This window comes from Parapedobacter koreensis (assembly GCF_900109365.1).
Classification (GTDB): domain Bacteria; phylum Bacteroidota; class Bacteroidia; order Sphingobacteriales; family Sphingobacteriaceae; genus Parapedobacter; species Parapedobacter koreensis.
In genome coordinates, this window is the sequence record NZ_FNZR01000002.1 from 112,138 (window position 1) to 135,995 (window position 23,858).

General features: G+C 46.9%; 21 protein-coding genes. 5 read left to right on the forward strand and 16 right to left on the reverse strand.

The window, feature by feature from the left end; translation table 11 throughout:
- Window positions 1–7 precede the first annotated feature (7 nt).
- From BMW65_RS04570 to BMW65_RS04600, 7 genes are all read right to left on the reverse strand, one after another.
- Window positions 8–736 carry a (Fe-S)-binding protein gene (locus BMW65_RS04570; RefSeq protein WP_090603176.1) on the reverse strand — a complete coding sequence of 243 codons (729 nt, stop codon included), beginning with the start codon at window positions 734–736 and terminating at the stop codon, window positions 8–10.
- On the reverse strand, window positions 726–2,036 hold the full coding sequence (locus BMW65_RS04575) for an MFS transporter (protein WP_090603178.1): 1,311 nt from the start codon (window positions 2,034–2,036) through the stop codon (window positions 726–728). The genes BMW65_RS04570 and BMW65_RS04575 overlap by 11 nt, the downstream gene beginning before the upstream one ends.
- A gap of 137 nt (window positions 2,037–2,173) precedes the next feature.
- Window positions 2,174–3,163 carry a sugar phosphate isomerase/epimerase family protein gene (locus tag BMW65_RS04580; protein ID WP_090603180.1) on the reverse strand — a complete coding sequence of 330 codons (990 nt, stop codon included), beginning with the start codon at window positions 3,161–3,163 and terminating at the stop codon, window positions 2,174–2,176.
- Window positions 3,164–3,172: 9 nt separating this feature from the next.
- Window positions 3,173–4,888: a RagB/SusD family nutrient uptake outer membrane protein gene (locus BMW65_RS04585; RefSeq protein WP_090604226.1), complete on the reverse strand. Its 1,716-nt coding sequence runs from the start codon at window positions 4,886–4,888 to the stop codon at window positions 3,173–3,175.
- Between the two features lie 19 nt (window positions 4,889–4,907).
- The gene (locus tag BMW65_RS04590) at window positions 4,908–8,408 is read right to left on the reverse strand and encodes a SusC/RagA family TonB-linked outer membrane protein (RefSeq protein WP_245747502.1); all 3,501 of its coding nucleotides are present in this window, start codon (window positions 8,406–8,408) and stop codon (window positions 4,908–4,910) included.
- 419 nt (window positions 8,409–8,827) lie between these two features.
- On the reverse strand, window positions 8,828–9,868 hold the full coding sequence (locus BMW65_RS04595; protein WP_090603183.1) for a FecR family protein: 1,041 nt from the start codon (window positions 9,866–9,868) through the stop codon (window positions 8,828–8,830).
- A gap of 67 nt (window positions 9,869–9,935) precedes the next feature.
- Entirely contained in the window at window positions 9,936–10,520 is a 585-nt protein-coding gene (locus tag BMW65_RS04600) for an RNA polymerase sigma factor (protein WP_177181000.1), read from the reverse strand.
- A 188-nt stretch (window positions 10,521–10,708) separates the two neighbouring features.
- Between BMW65_RS04600 and BMW65_RS04605 the strand changes: the two genes are divergently transcribed.
- The 4 genes from BMW65_RS04605 (at window position 10,709) to BMW65_RS04620 (ending at window position 13,914) form a co-directional block, all read left to right on the forward strand.
- The gene (locus tag BMW65_RS04605) at window positions 10,709–11,857 is read left to right on the forward strand and encodes a PQQ-dependent sugar dehydrogenase (RefSeq protein ID WP_177181001.1); all 1,149 of its coding nucleotides are present in this window, start codon (window positions 10,709–10,711) and stop codon (window positions 11,855–11,857) included.
- Window positions 11,858–11,915: 58 nt separating this feature from the next.
- Entirely contained in the window at window positions 11,916–13,040 is a 1,125-nt protein-coding gene (mqnC, locus tag BMW65_RS04610; protein ID WP_090603188.1) for a cyclic dehypoxanthinyl futalosine synthase, read from the forward strand.
- 24 nt (window positions 13,041–13,064) lie between these two features.
- Window positions 13,065–13,613 (forward strand): SMC-Scp complex subunit ScpB, encoded by a 549-nt coding sequence (gene scpB / locus BMW65_RS04615; RefSeq protein ID WP_317040405.1) that lies wholly within the window; start codon window positions 13,065–13,067, stop codon window positions 13,611–13,613.
- A gap of 112 nt (window positions 13,614–13,725) precedes the next feature.
- Window positions 13,726–13,914: a hypothetical protein gene (locus BMW65_RS04620; RefSeq protein WP_143053804.1), complete on the forward strand. Its 189-nt coding sequence runs from the start codon at window positions 13,726–13,728 to the stop codon at window positions 13,912–13,914.
- 199 nt (window positions 13,915–14,113) lie between these two features.
- Here BMW65_RS04620 and BMW65_RS04625 read toward each other — a convergent pair whose 3' ends face one another.
- From BMW65_RS04625 to pckA, 9 genes are all read right to left on the reverse strand, one after another.
- Window positions 14,114–14,452 (reverse strand): helix-turn-helix domain-containing protein, encoded by a 339-nt coding sequence (locus BMW65_RS04625; protein WP_090603193.1) that lies wholly within the window; start codon window positions 14,450–14,452, stop codon window positions 14,114–14,116.
- A gap of 76 nt (window positions 14,453–14,528) precedes the next feature.
- Window positions 14,529–15,887: a UDP-N-acetylmuramate--L-alanine ligase gene (locus BMW65_RS04630; protein ID WP_090603195.1), complete on the reverse strand. Its 1,359-nt coding sequence runs from the start codon at window positions 15,885–15,887 to the stop codon at window positions 14,529–14,531.
- A gap of 2 nt (window positions 15,888–15,889) precedes the next feature.
- On the reverse strand, window positions 15,890–16,732 hold the full coding sequence (prmA, locus tag BMW65_RS04635; protein WP_090603196.1) for a 50S ribosomal protein L11 methyltransferase: 843 nt from the start codon (window positions 16,730–16,732) through the stop codon (window positions 15,890–15,892).
- 20 nt (window positions 16,733–16,752) lie between these two features.
- Window positions 16,753–17,520, reverse strand: a complete 768-nt coding sequence (tpiA, locus tag BMW65_RS04640; protein WP_090603198.1) for a triose-phosphate isomerase — start codon at window positions 17,518–17,520, stop codon at window positions 16,753–16,755.
- A gap of 42 nt (window positions 17,521–17,562) precedes the next feature.
- Window positions 17,563–18,753 carry a putative sugar nucleotidyl transferase gene (locus BMW65_RS04645; RefSeq protein ID WP_090603199.1) on the reverse strand — a complete coding sequence of 397 codons (1,191 nt, stop codon included), beginning with the start codon at window positions 18,751–18,753 and terminating at the stop codon, window positions 17,563–17,565.
- 79 nt (window positions 18,754–18,832) lie between these two features.
- Window positions 18,833–19,081, reverse strand: a complete 249-nt coding sequence (locus BMW65_RS04650) for a type B 50S ribosomal protein L31 (RefSeq protein WP_090603201.1) — start codon at window positions 19,079–19,081, stop codon at window positions 18,833–18,835.
- Between the two features lie 72 nt (window positions 19,082–19,153).
- Window positions 19,154–19,798 carry a carbohydrate-binding family 9-like protein gene (locus BMW65_RS04655; protein WP_090603202.1) on the reverse strand — a complete coding sequence of 215 codons (645 nt, stop codon included), beginning with the start codon at window positions 19,796–19,798 and terminating at the stop codon, window positions 19,154–19,156.
- The gene (locus BMW65_RS04660) at window positions 19,795–20,919 is read right to left on the reverse strand and encodes a phosphotransferase enzyme family protein (protein ID WP_090603204.1); all 1,125 of its coding nucleotides are present in this window, start codon (window positions 20,917–20,919) and stop codon (window positions 19,795–19,797) included. Before BMW65_RS04660 ends, BMW65_RS04655 begins: the two co-directional genes overlap by 4 nt.
- A 167-nt stretch (window positions 20,920–21,086) precedes the next feature.
- Window positions 21,087–22,703, reverse strand: coding sequence for a phosphoenolpyruvate carboxykinase (ATP) (gene pckA / locus BMW65_RS04665; RefSeq protein WP_090603206.1), 1,617 nt, complete (start codon window positions 22,701–22,703; stop codon window positions 21,087–21,089).
- A gap of 277 nt (window positions 22,704–22,980) precedes the next feature.
- Between pckA and BMW65_RS04670 the strand changes: the two genes are divergently transcribed.
- Window positions 22,981–23,823 carry an MBL fold metallo-hydrolase gene (locus BMW65_RS04670; RefSeq protein WP_090603207.1) on the forward strand — a complete coding sequence of 281 codons (843 nt, stop codon included), beginning with the start codon at window positions 22,981–22,983 and terminating at the stop codon, window positions 23,821–23,823.
- Window positions 23,824–23,858 lie beyond the last annotated feature (35 nt).

A 23,858-nucleotide genomic window follows, 5' to 3' on the forward strand; every position in this document is an offset into this window, starting at 1 on the left:
TACGTCCTCAAATATTTCCCCAGCCATGGGCTAACACGTCCACTAAGTGCATGGTTTTGATGGGGAGTCCGTGCCTGTCGATATACCCTTGAAGGTGCAACAAACAAGAAGCATCCGTGGAAATGATAAAATCTGCTTCCATTTCCAATGCATGGTGTACTTTCTGCTCAGCCATGGCGCTGGATATGGCTTCAAACTTTACCGCAAATGTACCGCCAAAACCACAACACGTATCGGTGTCTTTCATCTCGACCATTTCCAAGCCCTCAACCCTGTACAGCAATCGGCGTGGTTCTTCCCGGATACGGCACTCCCGCAGTGCCGAACAAGAATCGTGGTACACAGCACGCCCCTCCAATTCGGCTCCAAAGTAGTCCTTTTTAAGTATATTTACAAGAAAATCAGAAAGCTCGTGGATATTCCCCTGAATTGCCCGGCAGCGGTTGTGCACCATCGTATTTGTGAACAAATCATTGTAGGCATTTTTTATCATCCCCGTACAGGAAGCTGATGGCGACACGATGACCCGATCCGTTGAAAAATCATGCAAAAACTTTTGGCCGATCCGCTTGGCTTCATCCCAGAAACCCGCGTTGTAAGCCGGTTGCCCGCAGCAGGTTTGTTCGGGATTGTACACAACCTCACACCCCGCTTTCTCCAGCACTTTCACCGTATTGAATGCCGTCTCGGGAAATAATTGATCAATAAAACAAGGGACAAACAATTCAACGGTCATTTTCCAAGGGCTTTTTTAGTAACAGCATCCTATACAACAATATCAACCCCATTACAAAAAACAGGCCCAAACACAGTGCCGAATAACGGATGTTGTTTGTCACCTGCTCGATGAGCGCAAACGAAAACAACCCAATGACGATGGCCACTTTTTCCGTCACATCATAAAAGCTGAAAAACGAAGCGGTGTCTTCCTCTCCCACCGGCAATAACTTGGAATAAGTAGAACGAGATAGCGACTGGATACCGCCCATCACCAATCCAACCAAAGCAGCCAGTATATAAAAATGCACCTCGTGGTTGATGTAGAAAGCTGCAACGCATATCACTATCCAAATGCAAACCACCAGCATGAGTACTGGCACATTGCCGATAAAACGGGCCAACAATGACATTAAGTATGCGCCCCCTATGGCTACCAACTGGATGATTAAAATGGTTCCGATCAGCTTGGGTGCACCGAGGTGGAGTACTTTCTCGCCAAAGGCAGCCGCCACGATCATAACCGTTTGTACACCCATGGCATAAAAGAAAAAGGCCGGCAAAAATCGCTTGATCTCCGCGATATCTTTTAATCTGTGCCATACGTCCTGCAATTCGGCAAACCCCTTACGCAGGACATGCTTCGTGACGCGCTGGCCGTTGCGTGTGTTTTGAGGTAATTTACGGAATGGGATCTGGGCAAAACCTATCCACCACAGCCCCACGAGAAAAAAAGAAAGGCGCGGCGGCAGACTCGGGTCCGTGATACCAAACCACTCGGGCTTAAGCACAAATACAAAACAGATGATCTGTATGGTGACACATCCTACATATCCATATGCAAATCCCTGCGCACTTACCCGATCTTGCTGATCTACGGTAGCGATCTGGGGGAGGTACGAGTTGTTGAACAATACGCCGCCTACGTACCCCATAGCAGCCAACGTAAAGCAAATGATTCCCCATTCAAGGGTTTCGAGCCTGAAGAAAAACAAGCCCATGCAAGCAAATCCGCCGAGATAGGTGAATGCCATCATGAAGGCCTTTTTATTGCCCTTGAAATCAGCTACCGATGACAATATTGGCAATGCAATGGCCATGAGCAGGTAGGCAAAAGAAAGCGCAAAATTCGACAGGGCGGTATTGACCACGTTAAAACCAAAAAAATCCACCCGATCGCCATCGGCCTCTGTATAAGTGATAGCCGTGTAATATGCCGGGAAGATCGTGGAGGTGATGACCAAGTTATACGCTGAGTTAGCCCAGTCAAACATCGCCCATGCGCGTATAGTGGGCTTGTGGTTTTTAATTGTAGACATCTATAGCTTTGAAAGGGCTAAGATAGGAAATTGTTGGATTGCAAAAAACTCAACAATAAAAAGGGGGAATCTGGAAAGCTGTCGCTCTCCAAACGCCCCCATCTGCGTGTTTGTATTAACAGGTTACTCTTAATTGATTAGGTCATCTCCCGCCCCAGCCGCTCAAGCATCGCCTTGGTCTTGGCAATGCCTTCATCTGCCGGAAGATTATGTCCTTCATACTCAATGCCTAAATAGCCGGTGAATCCAGCATCTTTTACCAAGTTCAATATGCGGCCATAGTCAATACTGCTTTCATTGCCTTGCTCATCAAAATCATACGTCTTTGCGCTCACCCCTTTGGCAAACGGCAATAATTCTTCCGTACCTTTATAACGATCATATTCCTCAAGACATTCGGTGGCTAAATAGGCCTCTATGGTTTGTTCCAATGGCTCACTCCGCCGGACACAGAAATTGCCGATGTCTGGCAAGGTTCCACAATTGGGCACTCCCACATCCCGCATCACCTTACTCAGCCATGCACCATTGGAAGAATACCCGCCGTGGTTTTCCACGACTACGGAAATACCATAATCCTGCGCAAACGAAGCCAACTCCCGCAGGCTCTCCGTGGCACGTTGAGCCACGTCGTCGGCCGTCCCTTGCCCTGCGGCGTTTACACGGATGGCATGGCACCCCAAAAATTGAGCTGCCTCTACCCATTTGTAGTGGTTTTCCACTGCCTGTTTGCGACCAATCACATCAGCATCCCCCAAATCTCCTTCTAAATCGCACATGATGAGCACACTGGTCATACCTTGATCGTCGCATCGGCTTTTCATTTCCTTAAGATACGCTTGGTCTTCGGCCTTGTCTTTAAAAAACTGATTGACATATTCCACCGCATTTATTCCGAATTTCTCCTTGGCATACCTCGGAAAATCCAAATGGTCGAGCTGGCCACTGAAAATCGCCCGATTCAATGACCACTCGGCCAACGAAATCTTAAAGAACAACTCATCTTTGCCATCGTCCGCTTTGGTCTGCTGCCCATCGCAGGAAAACAACGGTAATATGGCCGGGGATGCCACTATAGCAGCAATCCCGGTCCCCATTTCATGAATAAACCTCTTTCGTGATATCATAATAAGCCATCAATATTCTTCATGTTGTACCAATGCCCCCTGGCTTCGGTCTATCTGCTCCTGGGGGATCGGGAAATACGCGTTCCTTGGCTGGAAAACCAAATCGCGGTAGGCCGACAACAACTCCCCTTCAAATGTAGCATAGCTTTCCAGTACTTCCTTTGCGATGCCCCAACGAACCAAATCGTAGAAGCGATGGCCTTCCAGCGCCAGTTCCAATCGACGTTCAAAACGTATGGCATTACGTGCGTAGTCCGCATTGGGAAACGAGGGATAAGGCTGCACGTTGTATGCTGCTGCCGCTGAACCATTCACTTGTTTGCCCGGCAGCTGGGCTGCCCGCTCACGGATGGCATTCACCATATCCAACGCCGAGCCGAGATCCCCGCCTTCCACGTAGCATTCAGCAGCCATCAAATACACGTCTGCCAGGCGAATGAGATTAATGTTCAGACCCGTAATTTGCAACGTTCCTTGCACCGCCTGTGTAGAGAATTGAGACTGTTCAATCATGTGTTTGACGCCTACGAATGGGCCTGCATAGGCAGGATCCCTGATCCAGCTATCCCCCGGCATCGTACCCCAATCCCGATACGGCACACCTCGGCGGCCAACGGTATAATCCAATCGGGGGTCGAAAGCCAGCGTTTGGTTTACGGCATAATTGGTTTTGGCACTACCCGTCAGCCCGAAATCCGAAGTATACGCATTTGTACGGTAGCTTCCATCCAACATTGGAAGGCCGGAAGCAGTTACCCGGAAGGCATTGACCAAATCAAATGTGGGCTGGAAAAACCCACAGCAATTGACCGGGGCATTGCCGTACAAGCCACCAAGCATATCGCCCACGTTCGCGTTGTCGCCGCTACCATCGGGATTGACCGCATGCTGCACGGCAAATATCGATTCCGGCCCGTTTTCGCGGGTGACATCAAAATTGTCCGTAAAGGGCAACGTAGTGATGTCAGGCCTGGCATCCATCACCGCCTCAAATAGCGGCAGGGCCTCAGCATGGCGGCCGAGGTACAGCAGTACTTTTCCCAAATAAGCCTGTGCGGCTATCCGGTCGACACGGCCAGCCTCTCCAAGGGGCTTGTCCGGAGACAGGTTGTCTACAGCAAAGCGGAGGTCAGCCTCGATTTGGGGATACACATCCGTATTGTTGGGAATGGTGATTGCATCCGCCGTTTCCGTATTTTCATCTACATAAGGGATATCGCGAAACACCCGCTTCAGGAAAAAATAATAATGCGCTCTCAGCATTCGTACCTCGGCGGTAACCTCGGTAGCCCGGGCATCACTAAGTTTTTCGCCGGAACCGGACTGCACCGCATTCAGCAGGCGCAATGTATTATTGCACCGGGCGATACCCTCATAGTACCGGCTCCACATAATTGCCAGGTTGTCATTGGTACTGACGGCTTGGTGCGATTCGATTTGGTTCATATTTGGTTGGTCGCCATTATTACTGCCCTTATGGGCATTATCCGCCGCTACTTCGCCAAACAACCATTGGCTCGGTGCAGAAGAATAGCTCCCCCACGTTCCGTTCACATTGCCATTCAACAATGCATAAGCCCCCACCAGCGTCGCCTCCACCCCATCTGGATTTTCCAATTGGGCGGTAATCAATTCACCCTGCGGCACCCGATCCAAAAAATCGCTGCTGCAAGCGGCAAATACACCAACTAATGTAAGACAGATGATATTTTTCAACTTTTTCATTTGTTCGCTCCTTAACATATTAAAACCCTACACTAAGACCTAATAGATATTGCCTACCAACGGGATATACCCCGAAATCCACACCAAGTGCCGAGAAGGTACTGTTTGTTTGGCTCACCTCGGGATCCAGCCCCGTATAATCCGTAATGGTAAACAGGTTGGTACCGCTTACATAAAGCCGTAAGTTCCTGATTTTGCCCTGGAACAATTTCCCGGCAGGGAATGTATAGCCTATTTGCAGGTTTTTCATCCGGAAGAAACTCCCGTCCTGCACATAATAGCTCGATGAAGCCAACTCAAAGTCGGATGCGCCGCGATAGGGCGAATGGATTGTACCTGAGGGATTCGATGGGCTCCACGTGTCCAGCATGCGTACGCTGGCCGAGCCGTCAAACGTGCTGAAGTCCGTGAAATACCGGGTAGCCTCATACAAGTCGTTGCCTTGTGACCCATTGAAAAACATACTGATGTCGAAATTTTTGTAGCGGGCACCAAGGCTCAGCGAATACAGAAAGTCTGGGTGGGGATTGCCAATAATCGTCCGGTCAAAGGGATTGATGACACCATCGGGTGTGCCATCCGGTCCGGAAATATCCGCATATTTGGGACCACCTAACCGGGCACCGTCGTAAGATGGGCTGTTGGTAATATCTTCAGCACTTTGGTAAATACCGGCCACCTGGTAGCCAAAGAACGACCCGAAGGGTTCCCCCGGCCGCAGGATAGTGGTTTGCAGGCTACGGAAAGTACCATAAAGCTGTTCAGTTACCGAAGGTGCAAGGGATATCACTTTATTGGTGTACTTCGTGAAATTGGCACCAACGTCAAATTGGAACGGACGGTTGTCTTGTTGTCCATGATGATAATTCAACGACAACTCAATTCCACGATTTTCCATGTCACCGATGTTGATGAATGGCGAATTACCTTCTCCCCTTGCTGCGGCAGGAAGCGGAACAGGGTACAACATATCCGTCGTTTTGCGGGTATACCAGTCAAACGCACCGTCAAACCGACCATCAAGGAGCGTAAAATCCAATCCCAAATTCAATGAATTGACCTGCTCCCATTTTACCGAAGGATTGTCATAGGCATTCTGCCAAACGCCAGTCGTGAGCCCAGCACCTTCTGTGGGATAAGATGCCGAAGGGATGGATACTTCGTAGCGGCGCAGATATTGGAATCCCGGAATGCGCTGATTGCCAGTAACGCCATAGCCTGCTCGGATCTTCAAGTCTGTCAGCCATGCCGCGTCATCCAGGAACGCCTCTTCCGAAAGCCGCCATGCTGCACTGGCAGCCGGAAATACGCCATACTTATTTTCGGGTCCGAAATTGGACGAGCCGTCCCGCCTAACCGTAGCACTGAGCAAATAGCGGTTGTTAAACGAATAATCAGCCCGCCCGAAGATGGAAAACATGGACCAAATACTACCCGAACTCCGGTTGCTGATGTTGGTGGCACCCCGGGATAGGTAATAGAAATCTAAATTGCCCAACAAAAAGAAGTCGTTCCGAGCACCCCCCAATTCACGCGCATTCGTCCGGATGGCCTCCGTACCGGCCATGACCGTCAAGTCATGCAGTCCGCCCAGCGTCCGTTTATAGGTCAGCGTGTTCGTCCATGTCCAATCCATGGTAAATCCCTGCCATTCATCCAGGTTATTGGCATTGCTCCCTTCTGAAAATTCCAGGTTGGGATAGCCGATATTCATGCCATTATAATTCTCATACCGCAAGCCGAAGCTGGTTCGGGCGGTAAGACCAGTCACGATATCCACTTCGGTGAATACATTACCAAAGAAGAAATTGCGCCTGCGTTTGTTGTCTTTGGCACGGTACAACATGGCCACGGGATTCTGCGCATTGCCAAGCTTATCTCCCCGGCTACCCGCGAAGTTGCCCATCTCGTCATAAACGGGTATAATGGTCGGGATGCGGTAAGCGAAACCCAGCGCACTGCCTTCTCCCTGGTAATCCCCGGACACGTTGGGATTCACGCCCACGCCGAAAAATTCCTCGTAGCTGTATTGCATGTTTTCCCCAAAACGTAGCCGCTCATTCAATGCGGAGAACGTTGTATTCGAACGTACATTGAACCGCTCAAAACCGGTGTGCCTGACGATACCCTGCTGCTCCATATACCCACCGGATATCGAATACGTCGCGGCTTCACCACCACCGCTCACATTCAACTGATAGTTTTGAATCGGTGCATTGTGCGTCATTTCTTCAAACCATTGGGTTCCGGCCTGATTGGCCCGTGTGATCTGATAGAAAGTCCCCGCATCACGACTATAGTTGTAATTGGCCAAGTCTGCATCAGCGGCCGTTACATTATGGCCCGTGGCTGATCCCGCCAATAAATATTCAGGCAACTGGATGACGCCATTTTCCATGCGATAGTTGCTGCCCGTGGTCTCTGAAGTACCGGGCGTGAAACTGGGGTTGTTTTCAAAAGACTGCCATAGGTAATTGGCATACTGCGTCGGGTTCATCATTTCAGGAAATGCTTCCCGCCGGGGATTTTGCGTACCATAGTACATATCCAATGAAATCTGCGGTGCACCCCTGATGCCTTTTCTCGTCGTGATGATCACTACCCCGTTATTTGCACGTGCGCCATAAATGGAAGCTGCGGAGGCATCCTTCAGCACCTGCATACTTTCAATATCGTTTTGATTGAGCCAACTCAGCTTGCCTTCGAAGGGCACCCCATCGATGACATACAGCGGATCGTTGTTATTGATGGTACTGAAGCCCCGGATACGGATCTGCGGCGTAGCTCCCGGAGCGCCATCACTGATGACCTGAACACCGGTGGCCTTCCCCTGCAAGGATTCGACGGGGCTGGCAACGGGTTGTGCTTTGAGTTGGTTTACATCAACCACGGCCACAGAGCCGGTCAAATCTTTCACACGTTGCGCGGAATACCCTGTCACCACGACCTCGTCCAGCGTACTGAGCGATGCGTGCAACGCGATGCTGTACACATGCTTCACGCTATCTACCCTAAATTCCTGTGTGGCAAAACCGATATAACTTACCTCCACCACTTCGTTGGGATTTACAATCAGCGAAAACTGACCATTATCATTGGTACTGGTGCCCCTTGTCGTCCCCCTGACCTTCACGGCCGCACCGGAAATGGGTGTGTTATCCTGGCCATTGACAACCGTGCCCGTGATGGTAAAATCCTGGGACATGCTGAAAAGCAATATTTTGTCATGCTCAACCTTATAGGTAATTCCAATGGGTTTAAATACGCCCTCAAGCACATTCGACAATTCGCCGTGAATGGCTGCGATCTTGATTTTCCTGTTGGCTTTAATCGCCGATGAGCTATATATAAAATGAACCTCCGATTGGCTTTCCAGGACCTCTATCATCTCTTTTATGGTGATACGCTTGGCAGAAAACGCAATCTTTTTATCCAAAACACCTTGTGCATCCGCTTCCTTAGCATGGGTAGCAAATGCGACAGTCAATGTGATAAGGGCATATAAAAAGGTTAGTCTCATCGCTGTTTTGGTTAAAGCAATAATTCGTTCTTTTTTCATATTTTTGAAAAATTATGGTTCGTTAAACAGATTTTCTTGAACTGTAAATTTTTCCGGAACGCATCGGTGCCGGAAGATGGCCGGCAATACCCCCATATTGCCGGTTTTTTTGTGGCCTTAAGTCTTTGGTTTTTCCATAATCACGTTCATTTAGTTAGCATCATTTGTTCTAATTGGCTACCACGTTTCAGTCGGCTGATCAAAAGACATCACTCAACACCTCCGTGACATCGAGGTGCCCTTACTATGCGATGATTTCAATACGGCGGGCAGCAATACTTTTCGATTGCTAATAACTGATTAACAGGTTAAGTTTTATCGTCTTTCATAATCCAGTATAACATTAGTGTGTTTGGTATAAAAATTTGTGTGTGTTGTGGTCATTGTTTGTTACGCAAAAAAACAGTCTTGCCCAAGATTTCATATTGCGTGTTGGTTACTGTACAAATGATATCCAATTGCTTGAATAATCCGATGCCACTGAGATCGCCCGTAAACATAGTCCCCGCGAGGCTGCTATCTGCTACCACATCCAACGCATAAAGGTCGCTAAGTGTTTTCGCCAATGTTGTCATGGGAACATCTTTAAACGTTTCATGGCGGATGGCATCTACTTGTGTGCTAATTGGCAATGGGTTTTCCATAACCGTCTCTTCAATAGTTTCCGGCTGTAATACGGCTTTCTGGTTGGTTGTAATGGATGCTTTCTCGGGGACAGCGAGGAGCCGTTTTACAAAATTCCGGTTGCCGACATTGTAAAACACATCCACTTTGCCCGAATAAACAATTACTTCGCCTTTGGCATTACCCTTCGGGGATTTTATCTTAAACTTTGTCCCCAGTACCTTGGTGATCATCCCTTCGTGGAAGACCCAAAACGGATTCTCCAAATTGGCTGCAACCGCAAAAAAAGCGTCGCCAGACAAACGGACTTCCCTGTTTTTTGCTTTGAAGCGCTTTGGATATTCGAGCACCGCCCCGGGATAAAGTTCAACCAAAGACTCATCGGAAAGAATGATATTCATGTGGTGATCCGTATCATTCGTTATCGTTATTACCTGGCCGTCGGACATGGGCTCCGATACAAACGACGGACTAACAGGATAGCAGATAACCCTGAAATATATAAAGGTACCTGATCCTATGAGGAATATGGCTACCGCAGCAGCGACCAGCCAAAAACGTAAGTACGTTGGTGAGAAACGGGAGGAGTGCACGAAACTGCGTTCCGGATGGCTAATATTGATGCCTTCGTGTATTTTATCCCAGATGGCATTTTCGATGGTGTCCAGGTTTTCGGGGTTGATTTCATGCCGCCCCTCCAACATATCATACCAGTGGTGTACCAACTGCTCTTCGGCAGGTGTACATTGCCCGGCCAGGTACCGCTGCAATAAACGGTGAAAATTCTCCCTACTCATTCATAAATGTTTATAAACGCTAGCTATATAGGTAAGTCTATTAAAGCGATGTAATCCCTAAATTTTTTCAAAAAAAATCTTGGAAAATCAACGCAAGGGGGAGAAAGTCTTTCAACGCCAATCGCATCGTCTTGAGGGACTGCGTGATATGGTATTCCACCGCTTTTTCAGACAGGTTGAGTTTATGCGCTATCTCTTTTACGGAATAATGTTCTGTTCGGCTGAGGGTATAGATGGCTTTGGTTTTAGGAGGCATCATATCAACCCCTTTGTCAATAGCTTCATTCAGTTCTTTTATCCGCATGGATGCTTCCACCGGATTCTGCGAATCGTTTTGCTCTTGTAACGAATGAGATATATAGGCATCTTCATTCAATTGGGATTTCAGGTACGTGATGAACTGAAAACGTACTGCGGCAGATAAGTAAGCGCCTACATGCTTGATAGCCGCTGACCTACGCTTTTCCCAAAGCGAGATAAAAACACTTTGCGTCAAATCCTCAGCCAGTGTCGTATCCCCTGAGCGTCGTAAGACCAAGGAATAACATCGTCTCCAATAGCGCTTATAAAGCGCCTTAAAAGCCGTTTGGTCATCCTTGCTTATCCGTTCGAGCAATTCAGCATCTGTTTCAATGTGTGGTTTGTTCAACAAGGCTCTTTTGTAATTGGTTATTACAAACTTAACATTTTGATTACGAATATGCAAGGGCACATTTAACATTCCCGACAACTAAGCGGAAAATTTAATGGCAATGACAACTAAGCCACAACAATATATTCCATATCTTTGATTATTGAACAACCGCATAACGCAAGCAGCCATCATAAACACAAGCAGCCATGAAAATACTTTCGCAATTACGATATACAATTGTTTCATGCCTACTGGGCATGTCCTGTACGGGCAATGGGCATCATGGCACCGATGCAATCAGTACCGGGAATCCAATAACAGCTGAAGACCTAAACTTCCACATGGATACCCTCCATACCGGACTTGAGAATCCATGGGGGATCACCTGGTTGCCTGATGGCCGCATGCTCGTGACCGAACGGAAAGGCGAAATATTGGTGTTCGAAAAGGGGCATCATAACGGCGAGAAACTAAGTGGTTTTCCCGAAGTCTACGAACGTGGACAGGGAGGATTGCTGGATATCCAGGTCCACCCCCATTATAGCGAAAATGGCTGGATCTATGCCACTTATGCTAAGCCCGGAAAAGAGGGCGGCAGCACTACACTGGTCCGATTCCGATTATCGGACCACCAAATCAGCGACATGGAAATATTGTACCAAACCATGCCGTTGTCTACATCTGGTGTACATTTTGGAAGCCGCATTGTATTTGACGAAGCTGGCTACCTGTACTTCAGTACCGGTGAACGGGGCACCAAGGCAAACGCCCAGGATCTCACCAATGACATGGGCAAAATACACCGGCTACACGATGATGGCCGAGTGCCCAGCGATAATCCATTTTTGGATAATCCAGCTGCAAAACCCAGCATTTGGTCATATGGACACCGCAATGTGCAAGGCATGGCGTATGACCGGGAAAATCGTATCCTCTACGCTACCGAACACGGCCCCCGTGGCGGCGATGAGTTAAACATCATAGAAAAAGGAAAAAATTATGGCTGGCCCATAATCACCTACGGCATCGACTATAGCGGCGCAATCATTTCAGAATTAACGGAAAAAGAAGGCATGGAACAACCCATCCACTATTGGACACCGTCCATTGCCACCTGCGGATTACTGTATTACACAGGCGATCGTTATACCAATTGGCGGGGCAACCTATTCTCCGGGGCCCTGGCACTGACCCACGTTGCGCGTATCGAGCTGTCAAACGGCAAATACAGGCATGAAGAAAAGCTGCTTTCTGGTATCGGACGCGTGCGCCAGGTGGCGCAAGATCCGGATGGTTTCATTTGGGTGCTGACCGAGGGGCCGGGTATGTTGCTAAAATTAGTTCCAGCTGAATAAAATTCAGCGAGTTTCAAAAAGCTATTGCGTTTATCAAAAACTGCGTATCTTTGCCACTATGAACGTGGATACATTGCTTAGCCGGGCGCTGGATTTCGAGTTTCTCTCCATTGAAGAAGGAATCTATTTGTACAGCAATGCCGCAATAGCGGACTTATCCTATGTGGCAAATGAACTTCGCAAGATACAAGTTCCCCACGGCAAAGTGACCTGGCAAATCGATCGCAATGTCAATACGACCAACGTCTGCATCGCCAATTGCAAATTCTGTAATTTTTTCCGGAGACCGGGGCATGAAGACAGCTACATTACGGACATCGAGACCTACAAACGGAAAATCGAAGAAACATTCCGGTACGGCGGCGACCAATTGTTGTTGCAGGGTGGGCATCACCCGGATTTGGGGCTGGCGTTTTATACTGACCTCTTCCGGGAATTAAAATCATTGTACCCAACGCTGAAGTTGCATTCACTTGGCCCGCCTGAAGTGGCACATATCGCCAAGTTGGAAGGCATGAGCCACATCGATGTGCTCCGCGCGTTGAAAGATGCCGGGCTTGACTCACTGCCTGGTGCTGGTGCCGAGATACTGAATGACCGGGTAAGGCGGCTCATATCGAAAGGCAAGTGCGGTGGCAAAGAATGGCTGGATGTGATGCGGGCAGCCCACCAAATCAATTTACCCACTTCGGCAACCATGATGTTTGGGCACGTTGAGACACTTGCCGAACGTTTTGAGCACTTGGTATGGATAAGGCAAGTGCAAGCGGAGCGACCGGCAGATGCCTACGGTTTTATTGCTTTCATTCCATGGCCATTCCAGGATGATGGCACATTGCTGAAGCGTCTTCGCGGAATCAGCAATGATGTCACCGGCGAAGAATATATCCGTATGATTGCACTAAGCCGTATCATGCTGCCCAACATTAAGAACATTCAAGCTTCCTGGCTTACTGTTGGAAAGCGCGTGGCACAGCTATGCCTGCATGCGGGTGCCAATGATTTCGGATCCATCATGATAGAAGAAAATGTGGTATCAGCTGCCGGTGCCCCCCATCGATTTACATCCAAATCCATCCAGGATGCTATCCGCGAAGCAGGATTCGAACCCCAGCTGCGCACGCAGAAATACGAATTCAGGGAATTGCCCAGGACAATGGAAGAACAAGTTATCGATTACTAATCACTACGGAGGATTTTGGAAAACTTGAGTCGACAAATTGAAGCCCTTATCTATGCTTCTGAATACGGCATCGGTGTATCGGAAATCAAACAGGTACTTGAAATTACAGGCATTGACGTAGAAGAGCATGCGATTGAAACCGCATTGGAAGCGATTCAAGCCCGCTACCTTCATGACGAATATGTAATGGAATTGAAAGCCATCAACAATGGCTACCAATTTTTGACCAAACAACACTATTATCCTACGATCAACCAGCTCCAGACACACCGTTCGAAAAAGAAACTTAGCCAGGCCGCATTGGAGACCCTGGCTATTATCGCATACCGGCAACCCATTACCAAATTGGAAGTCGAGCAAATCCGCGGTGTCAACTGCGATTACTCCATACAGCGATTGCTGGAAAAAGAGCTCATTAAGATCGCCGGCAAAGCTGATTCGCTGGGGAAGCCCATACTCTATGCTACAAGCGATTTATTCATGGATCACTTTGGCATAGCCAACACAGCAGGTTTACCAAAACTTAAAGAAATCGTCCAAGAAGACAACACGATAGGCGAGATAAGCGAATGACGATGAGGGAGATAGATGAGGGAGATATTTTTTTCAAAAAAAATGTTTTACAAATAAAAACTTGCTATTTTTATCCTAAAATAAAACAACAATACGCTATTTAACAATGATTATGAAAACGCCAATGATGCAAGACAATGATTTAGCGATTCTGGAGGATGACGTTTTGGTCTCTTTTGACAGTGGGCCTGATGATGACGACGATTCGGACGATCTTTTCGAGGATGAGGATAATTTTGAGTTGGATGAATTAGACTCGTTGGATGAGTTTGATGATTTCGATGACGACGATGATTTCTGATAAGACACCCTCATATTGAACTCATATTGAAAGTAAACTCTTACCTACCATCACAAAATGTAGGATTCGTACGCCCCTTCGTTTATTCGAATTAGCGTAAATTATAATTATTTCGAATCCATAAGAATCTTATCACATCTACTATGATCGCGCAAGCCGTACATAGTAGATGTGTTTATGCTAACGTATAATAAAAGGATTAGTCCGTTGCTTTTTTATGCAACAACTCGTAAAGCTCTATCACCTTCTTTTGTAACTCAATCACTTCGGTATCCCGCTCTTGGAGCCTTTTATTAGCAACAGCCAGTTCAGAGATGTATTTTTTCTCTTCTTCCGAATCATTTGTGGCCAGCAATTGTACGATAGACAGTCCAAACAGCCGGGATATTTGATCCAGTCGGGATAAGTTGACATCCGTTATTCCGGTTTCAATTTTGGAAAAAGCCGGTATAGATATATCCAATCGTTTGGCTACATCTTCTTGGCTCCACCCCTTTTGGTGCCTTAATAATCTGATTTTTTTTCCTAATGCATTCATTGGTAAGATGATTGTTGAAATTTAATAATTGTTTAATGCTGTTTTTCTATTTGGGAATCTAATATACTTAAGTTTTTCATTTATACAAAAATTTATCGGCAAAATTAACAAGATTCACACCGCCGTAATTTCCTGAACTCATAAACAATAAATTCTTTCCGTCCGATTCCGTTTCCTGGAGGTATTGTTTCATGCTTTCGATACTGCTGAAATAGACCAGATCGGGCTGGTTAAACGCCTTTTTAAGCGTATCTTCTGAAATAGCTTCCGCATTTTTTTGTTTCAAAGCGTCCTGGTTGATGAAGACCGCTGGATACTCCGCTTCGCGCATCGTATCTTTATACTCATTCAAGTACGCTTTGTTGAGGCTGCTATATGTATGTAATTCAATGATGGCAACCAGCGCCTTTGTCGGAAATTGTTCTTTAAGCGCGTGGATGCTTGCTTTTAATTTTGTAGGTGTATGAGCAAAATCCTGATAAACAACACTATCATTATTGCTGGCGACGTACTCCAAACGCCTTGACGCTCCTTTGAATTGCTTAATTGCTTGGTAAAATGCTTCGCGCTCAACACCCAGCCATTCACAGACCGTGAATGCCGCTGCAATATTAGACAAATTATGCCTGCCAAACACCTGCAATGGAACATCGCCCATATAGGTATGCATATAAGTAACTCCTTTGTTGATGGTATATTCAGGCGTACGGTAGCCGTGTTTATTTATTTTGGATTGGTCATCGAAAACCAACTCCTGAAGTTTTTTGTCTTCTTTATTATACACCAACGTACCTTTGGGCTCGATACTCTTAATGAATAGCCTGAACTGAGTCACATAATTTTCAAACGTAGGGAAAACGTTTACATGATCCCATGCAATACCGCTAATCAGGGCGATATGGGGCCGATATAAATGAAACTTCGGCCGTTGATCGATCGGTGAAGCCAGATATTCATCCCCTTCGATAATCATAAGCGGGGCATCTTTCGTAAGCCTTACCATGTACTCAAATTCGTCAAGCTTCGCCCCTACCAAATAATCGAAATCCCGTCCGATGGATTTCAACACGTGCATGATGATGCTGGTAATCGTGGTTTTGCCATGGCTCCCCCCTATTACAACCCGCATCTTATCCCGGGTTTGCTCGTAAATGAATTCCGGATAGGAATAAATCCGGATACCCATCTCCTGTGCTTTCAACAATTCGGGATTATCTGCCTTGGCATGCATCCCCAATACCACGGCATCGATATCCGCCGTGATATGGGCCTGATCCCACCCAGGCTTGGGAAGTAATCCCTCCTTAGCGAGATTCGTGCGCGATGGTTCGTAAATGTGGTCATCCGAACCACTCACCATATACCCTTTCTTGGCCAATGCAATAGCCAGGTTGTGCATAATGCTGCCGCCAATGGCAATGAAGTGTACGCGCATAACTATGCTTTTTTAATAAACCGTGTAGCCACCCAATTAGCTAACTGCTTGTGGCTTTCATAAAACAGCATATGCTGGGCACCCGCGGCTTTCAGCAAGGCCAAATCTTCTCCGTCATAAAACCCACTCATATACAATATTCCTCCCGTTTCTAACGACCGGGCATACTGTTCCAGCTGACTTAGTAGGATGTTTCGGTTGATATTTGCTAATATCACATCAAATTGTTCATCCACAATCAAATCAACAGATCCGCATTTGGCCACGATATTTGGCTCGTGATTCAAGGCCTTGTTTTCTTCTACGCTGGCAATGCAAACAGGATCATTATCAATTGCCAATAGAGCTGATGCACCAAGCTTTGCCGCCAATATTGCCAATATACCTGTCCCGCAGCCCATATCCAAGATACGCTTCCCTTCAAAGGCAGTTTCCAGCATGTAATGCATCATCAACGAGGTTGTCTGGTGATGGCCTGTGCCAAAAGCCATCTTCGGATCAATGACGATTTCATAAGGATATCCGGCCTGGGGAGGGTGGAACGTGGCACGTACATAACACTGGTCTGCCACCACCACCGGCTCAAAATTGCGTTCCCATACTGCATTCCAGTTTTGCGATGGAATTTCATTGACCTCATAGGCTACTTGGAAACCAACGGGTTGATGTATCAATAACGCCTCCAACGATTGCATATCGAGCTGTTCCGAAGCAATATAGGCCGCAAATCCATTATCCCTCGGTTCGAAAGTATCAAACCCCATATCCGCCAAGCTGTCAATCAATAGGTCTTGGTGCCAATCTTCGCCGCCTTTGCAAGTGAAAATAACCTCGCTATATCTCATGGAGTGTTTAGTCTATCTTTTCAATTATTGAATACCTTGGCGATATCAATAAAATCACGCGACTTCAATGATGCCCCACCGATAAGTCCCCCATCGATATCCGGCTGTGCAAATAGTTCGGGTGCATTTTGCGGATTGCAGCTCCCTCCGTACAGTATCGTTAGCTGGTCTGCGGTATCCTGATTGTACTGTTCGGCCGCTTTGTCGCGGATAAACGCATGGACTTCCTGTGCCTGTTCCGGAGATGCGGTAAGCCCCGTGCCGATAGCCCATACCGGCTCATATGCCAATACCACGTTGCTGAATGCTTCGTTCGAAAGGTGGAAAACACCTTGTTCCAACTGGCCACCAATGACGTCAAAATACCGATCGGCTTCACGTTCTTCCCGTGTCTCACCGATGCAAAAAACAGGAATCAATCCATGTTTCAAGGCAGCGTCCACTTTTTTGCTGAGCATGTCATCACTTTCGTTGAAGTATGCGCGACGTTCCGAATGGCCCAAAATCACATATTCAGCCCCTGCGGATTTTACCTGAACGGCCGATATTTCTCCGGTATATGCGCCTTTTTCCTCAAAGTAAATATTCTGGGCCCCTATTGCAACACGGGAAACACCTTTCGCCAATTGGGCAATACCATGCAGATGAATAAATGGACTACAAACAACCACCTGTTGCTGGCCCAATACTTCATCCTTGGCCATGTTTACAATCTCAGAAAAAAGACTTATCCCTTGTTGGAAGTCAAGGTTCATTTTCCAATTTCCGGCTACAATTTTCTTTCGCATGATGTTTGATATACTATATAAATAATTAAATAAATGACATTATTAGAAATTACGGTGATTTTTGGTCAATTCAAACACCGAGTTTAGCAGTCTTTTTTCTATTTCGTCAAATGTACAATCCCGGCGCTGATATACCAAAGCAGCGGTTTCGAAAAGTTTGTCCAATTGATAAGTAGCGAACCCCTCGGATCCGCCCCACGAAAAATCAGGGATAAATGTAGGCGGTACACCCGCACCAAAAATACTTGCGCCTACTCCCACCACGGTACCTGTATTAAATGCCGTATTAATTGCGCACTTTGCGTGGTCTGCCATGATGGTACCACAAAATTGCAATCCGGTATCACGATATTCCGATTTCCCGTAATCGTATAAACGTACGGATTTATAATTATTCTTTAAATTCGAATTGTTGGTATCCGCCCCCCAATTACACCATTCCCCCATCACTGCACTACCGAGATAGCCATCATGGCCTTTAGAAGAACGTCCCCATATCACACAGGTGTTCAATTCTCCGCCGACACGAGAATACGGCCCTACGGTCACGTTGCTGTATATTTTGGCCCCCATTTTAATCTGCGACCCTTCGCCCAACGCAAATGCACCCCTGATGAGGCTACCTTCCCATACTTCGCTGTTTTTACCCAGATAGATAGGGCCTTTTGTACTGTTAAAGGTAGCAAATTCTGCTTTAGCACCCTCTTCTGCAAAGAAATTATCTCCAAGAAAGCGATTACTGTCTGCCAATACCGCTGAAGACCGTCCCTTTGTAATGAGCTGGAAATCGATATGAATTTGCTGGCCGTTGTTCATAAATAGATCTTCGGGATAGTTGATTTGCACAAAATCATAGCGATAAGCTACCGGCAAATAGCCTGACAAAGATAGGGGGTTCAGCTGCGGAAGTGACTCAGCATCAGTACACACAGCAATGCATTGATCGCCAGCCATCAACGCCTGCCCTACGCGCAATGCCGCGATGGCATCCACCAACCGATCATCCGGGCAGCAATTTCCCTTAACCAGCAGGACATCCCCGGCCAATGATCCCAAGGGAAATTTTTCAGCCAAATAATTTTCACTTAGGAACGAAAATGGGGCGTTCAGCCATTTTCCCCATTTTTCGGCGATGGTCAAAATACCAACACGCAAATCGGCTACGGGACGTGTCAACGCCAATGGATAAAGCCCCGCCCGCCAATCCGCTTTGTCAAATAGAACGACATGCATAGGTCACCATTTAGAACGGCTAAAATAAAAAAGTCCCGATAAAATATCGGGACTAATATTCATTTATCTAATGACTGTCTTATTTCTTATTATAGCGGCTACGGAATTTATCGATACGCCCCGCGGTATCAACCAACTTCATTTTTCCGGTATAATAGGGGTGGGAAGTATGCGAGATTTCGAGTTTCACCAATGGATATTCATTGCCATCTTCCCATTTTATGGTTTCCCGGGTATCAATGCATGATTGTGTAAGGAAGGCATAATCATTTGACATGTCCTTGAAAACCACTAACCTGTAATTCGATGGATGCAAGTCTTTTTTCATTTTATCTATGAGTTACTAATATGCTTTATTAAGCGTGCAAAGATAGCTAATATGAATTAAACTTCCAATATTTTATTGGAAAAACAATTCACCGAAATACTGCGGCAAATGGAAATTAGGGACGGGAGAATCAATCCTATTCCAGGAAACAAAATGTGGCATGGGCAACTCGTCACCACATTTGTAAAAATTCCCCATACATTCCATGCCCGCTAATGAATGAATACGGTGGACGTCAAATACGCTAAACGGTATATTCAACAACAATTGCCATTCCGTGTCTCCCCTATTGCTGTTTTGGGCTTTAATATGGCTATACGTCTTTATGTCTTCCACCGTATGTTTTGGCAGCAACCTGCGTCCACTTTTGTCTTCCGTCCCGTAGCCAATCAATCCTGTTCCCAAGCAATTGAATTCCAAGTTGTAATAACGCTCGCCGTCAAAAGACACAAAAAACTCCACACAGCTATCCCTATAAACTGGGTCATTCGTATTGCGGTATTTAGCCCTGACATGCTTTTCTTTGACCAAATATGCCAGTACCAAGCTATCCGGGGTGTGTGCAATTTTCATGTGTACCGACGGCTTATACGGATAATCAGCCCAAGCCACCTCATCCAATTTGGTTGCATCCAAGGCGTCCAATGCTGCCCAGACGTCATCCATGCCTGAATGATAATTTATTTGTGCAGAAAAGGGGATGACCAATCGTTTCATATTGTATGCTTCGCTAATTGGTCTATGCTGTTACGAAGTTCAGGTTCATGTATTTCCAACAGTTCCACCAATTTGATTTGAGCCCTTGCCCGCTGCAAATTGTGGTCGGCATGGTGAACCTTATAATAATGGTCGCCCTCCAGAAAATCCGTGAGAAACCGAACAGCCTGCATATAAGGCAACAACAGCACCCCTTCCATCAATGAGTTGATTTCTTCCCGCACCAGAAAAGCATGTGCCTCTTCGAAATACCCCGCTGTATACGCTTCAAAGAGGGGGATGTTCAACGTTATGCTGCTCAAATCAGCTTCGTCTTCAGCAGCACTGTTGATGATGGTTCGGATGGCATCGCCAAAATCATAGGCCACATATCCAGGCATTACGGTATCCAAATCGATCACGCATTGCGCACGATCATGCACATCCAACAGTACGTTGTTGAATTTCGTATCATTATGGATGATGCGCAAAGGCAATTGGCCTTCAGCCGCCCGCTGCAAAATGGTATGCATGCGCTTTTCCCGTGCCTTCACAAACATCAATTCCTCTTCTACGCGACGCACCCGGTTTACTGGATCCGCAGCGATTGCCTGGTGTAATTTAGCCAACCGCCTGCCAATGTGGTGGAAGTCGGGTAATACTTCATGGATAAGCGTGACATCCAAATCAGCCAGAAGCCGCTGAAATTGCCCGAATGCACGCCCCCCCTCCCTCGCCTGCTGCGGTGTCTCCACGATATCGTAGCTCCGTGTATCGGCAAGCAAGATAAACATCCGCCAAAAGTTGCCCTCCGAATCCTGATGATAAGCCAACCCGGTGTGGGTAGGTATCAACGTCAATACCCGATCCGCAAGAGAGCGGCCATTGCCACCGATAGCTTCATATTTTCGTTTCAGTTGTTGCGTGACGATCGCTATGTTCTGCATCAGCGATGGCACATCCCCAAAGACGCGATGATTTATCCGCTGGAGCAGATAGTCTCTTGCCTGTTGCTGTGCGGTCCGTACGCGGTATGTATCGTTGATATGCCCCGAACCGAAGGGTATCACGTCAATCACATCGCCCTGAATGACAAATTTATTCGCTAACGCGGTTAGCTGCTGTGGATTAAAATTGCTCATAAAATACCCGGATCAGCTCCATGCACTCCAAAATGGCATGCAATATGCAAATTCGCCGAATAAAAACCATATCCTATACTCAAACAATCGTTTGCGTGATTTTTAGGGAAAAGCATACGCGCATTTTCGCCATTACGGCCGCTAAAGAGGGTTGGTCACCGGCCCGATTAGGCGGATGGATCAGCTGCCAGTACAAGGGGGGCGGCGTCCAATACATCCTTGCTCACACCGTCTTCGAATTTCTTGAAATTCGCTATGAAAAGCTTTGCCAGTTGGTTGGCTTGGCCATAATAGGCATTTTCATCCGGCCATAGCCGTACAGGATCCAGCACGGCATCAGGCACTCCGGGACAATTGACAGGGTACCGCAGTCCAAACACCGGGTGGGTTTGGAATATGGATTCCTTAAGTGCACCACTCAATACCGCACTTACTATCGCCCGGGTATATTCCAATTTTATCCGGCGGCCAATACCAAATGGCCCCGCAATCCAGCCCGTATTTAGCAACCAGACATTGATTGTTCCGTCTGCCAACTTGTTCCGCAGCAATTCCGCATAATTTGAAGGGTGCAGGGGCAAAAAAGCTTCGCCGAAACATGCCGAGAATACGGCCTTCGGCTCGGTGATACCCACCTCGGTACCGCTGACTTTTGCTGTATAACCCGAGATAAAATGATACATGGCTTGCGTGGTAGACAATAACGATACCGGGGGGATGACACCAAAAGCATCAGCTGTAAGGAAAAAGACATTCTTCGGCGCAGCAGCCATACCAGACGCCACACTGCCCACGATGTGGTGAATAGGATAAGCAACCCGGGTATTTTCCGTTTTCGACCCATCCCGATAATCCGGTGTGCGTGTGCCCGGAAAAAAATTAACATTTTCAACCAGCGCCCCGAAACGCACCGCATGGTAAATTTCGGGTTCGTCATTTTCAGTCAGCCCGATGCATTTGGCATAACACCCTCCTTCCAGGTTAAAAATCCCCTTTTCGTCCCAACCATGCTCATCATCCCCTATTAACCGCCGCCCCTTATCTGCCGAAAGCGTGGTTTTCCCTGTACCTGAGAGGCCAAAAAAGAGCGCAGTGTGCCCATGGTCATCCGTGTTGGCCGAACAATGCATGGAAAGTATCTGTTTGTCAAGTGGTAGCACATAATTCATTATTGAAAACATGCTTTTCTTTATTTCTCCGGTATAACCCGTACCAGCAATCAGCACCACCTTGCGCGTAAAGTTGATGACCACGAAATTCGTATTGTGCAGGCCATGCTTTTCAGGATGCGCGCAGGTATATCCCGGCGCAGCCAGTATGGACCATTCGGGACGCGCATTGGAGTCTGGCGAAACTGGCCGAATAAATAAGTTATTTGCAAAAATACTTTGATATGCGGTTTCCGTTACTACCCGCACACCTATACGATGGCTAGGGTCGGCTCCTACGATGGCATCGCGCACGAAAATGTCCCTGTCGTGGAAATATGTCCCCACCTGCGCAAACAGGTATTCAAACGACTCCTCGGCCAGTGGTTGGTTGATGTTTCCCCACCACACCGTATTTTCGGTACACGCATCGCGGACAATAAATCTATCGTACGGTGTACGCCCGGTAAAATACCCGGTGTCGACACATAATGCGCCGGAATCGGCGAGCAACCCTTCACTTTTGATCACGGCATGCTCCACCAATTCCGCTGTTTTTTTCTGATAGTGTACATTCCTTGCATTTTGAATAAAAAGGTAGCTTAGGTCAGGAATTGACGTTTTTTCGGCATTCATAGCTATTATTTACAGATTATATTTTCATTGACGCAGTAAATTTACAGATTAAAAAATCATAAAATCAAACAAAACATACTGTAAATCAGATTATTGTAAATACTACACTAAGTCAATAGGCTGGCATACAATACCGTTTATCGTTTTAGCCAATTTCAAAAAAAATGAATCACCTAAGCAAATGTGTCACATAATACACGGGCATTTTTAACTTTTATACGCTTTTGCTATCTTTAGCAATTGGCCAAGTACACTATATAATTAAAGACTAAAAACGATGAGACTGTATACTATTGATACCGGATTTTTCAAGCTCGACGGAGGAGCAATGTTCGGCGTAGTGCCTAAATCGATATGGCAGCGAACCAACCCTGCAGACGACCGGAACATGTGCACGTGGGCGACACGATTACTGCTCATCGAAGACGGAGCAAGGCTGATTTTGGTGGACACGGGAATAGGCAACAAGCAAGGCGACAAATTTTTCAGCCACTATTACCGCCATGGCGATGCCACGTTGGATAGCTCACTCGCCGCCCACGGTTTCCACCGAGATGATATTACCGATGTCTTCATCACCCATCTTCATTTTGACCACGTCGGAGGCGCCATTACACGCGAACAAGGAAACCTCGTTCCCGCCTTTAAAAATGCGACGTACTGGAGTAATGAGCAGCACTGGGATTGGGCTTTGTTTCCTAATCACCGGGAAAAGCCTTCCTTTTTACAGGAAAACATTATTCCCATCTATGAAAGTGGCCAGCTTCGTTTCATTGACGTCGAAGACGGCATTAGATTCAGTGAACATATCACTATCCGGTTTGCTTACGGCCATACCGATGCCATGATGCTGCCACAAATCGATTATCATGGCAAGACACTGCTCTATATGGCTGATCTCCTTCCATCGGCAGGCCATATCCCGCTACCCTATGTGATGAGCTATGACGTGAGACCGCTTACCACCATGGAAGAGCGCAAAAACTACTGGCAGGAAGCCGTGGACAACGATTACGCCTTATTTTTAGAACACGACCCCCTAAACGAATGTTGCACAATACAACTTACTGAAAAAGGATATCGACTAAAGGACACGTTTGCATTGAACGACTGGCTGTAAGAAAAAAGCCGTCCCAATGTACATCGGGACGGCTT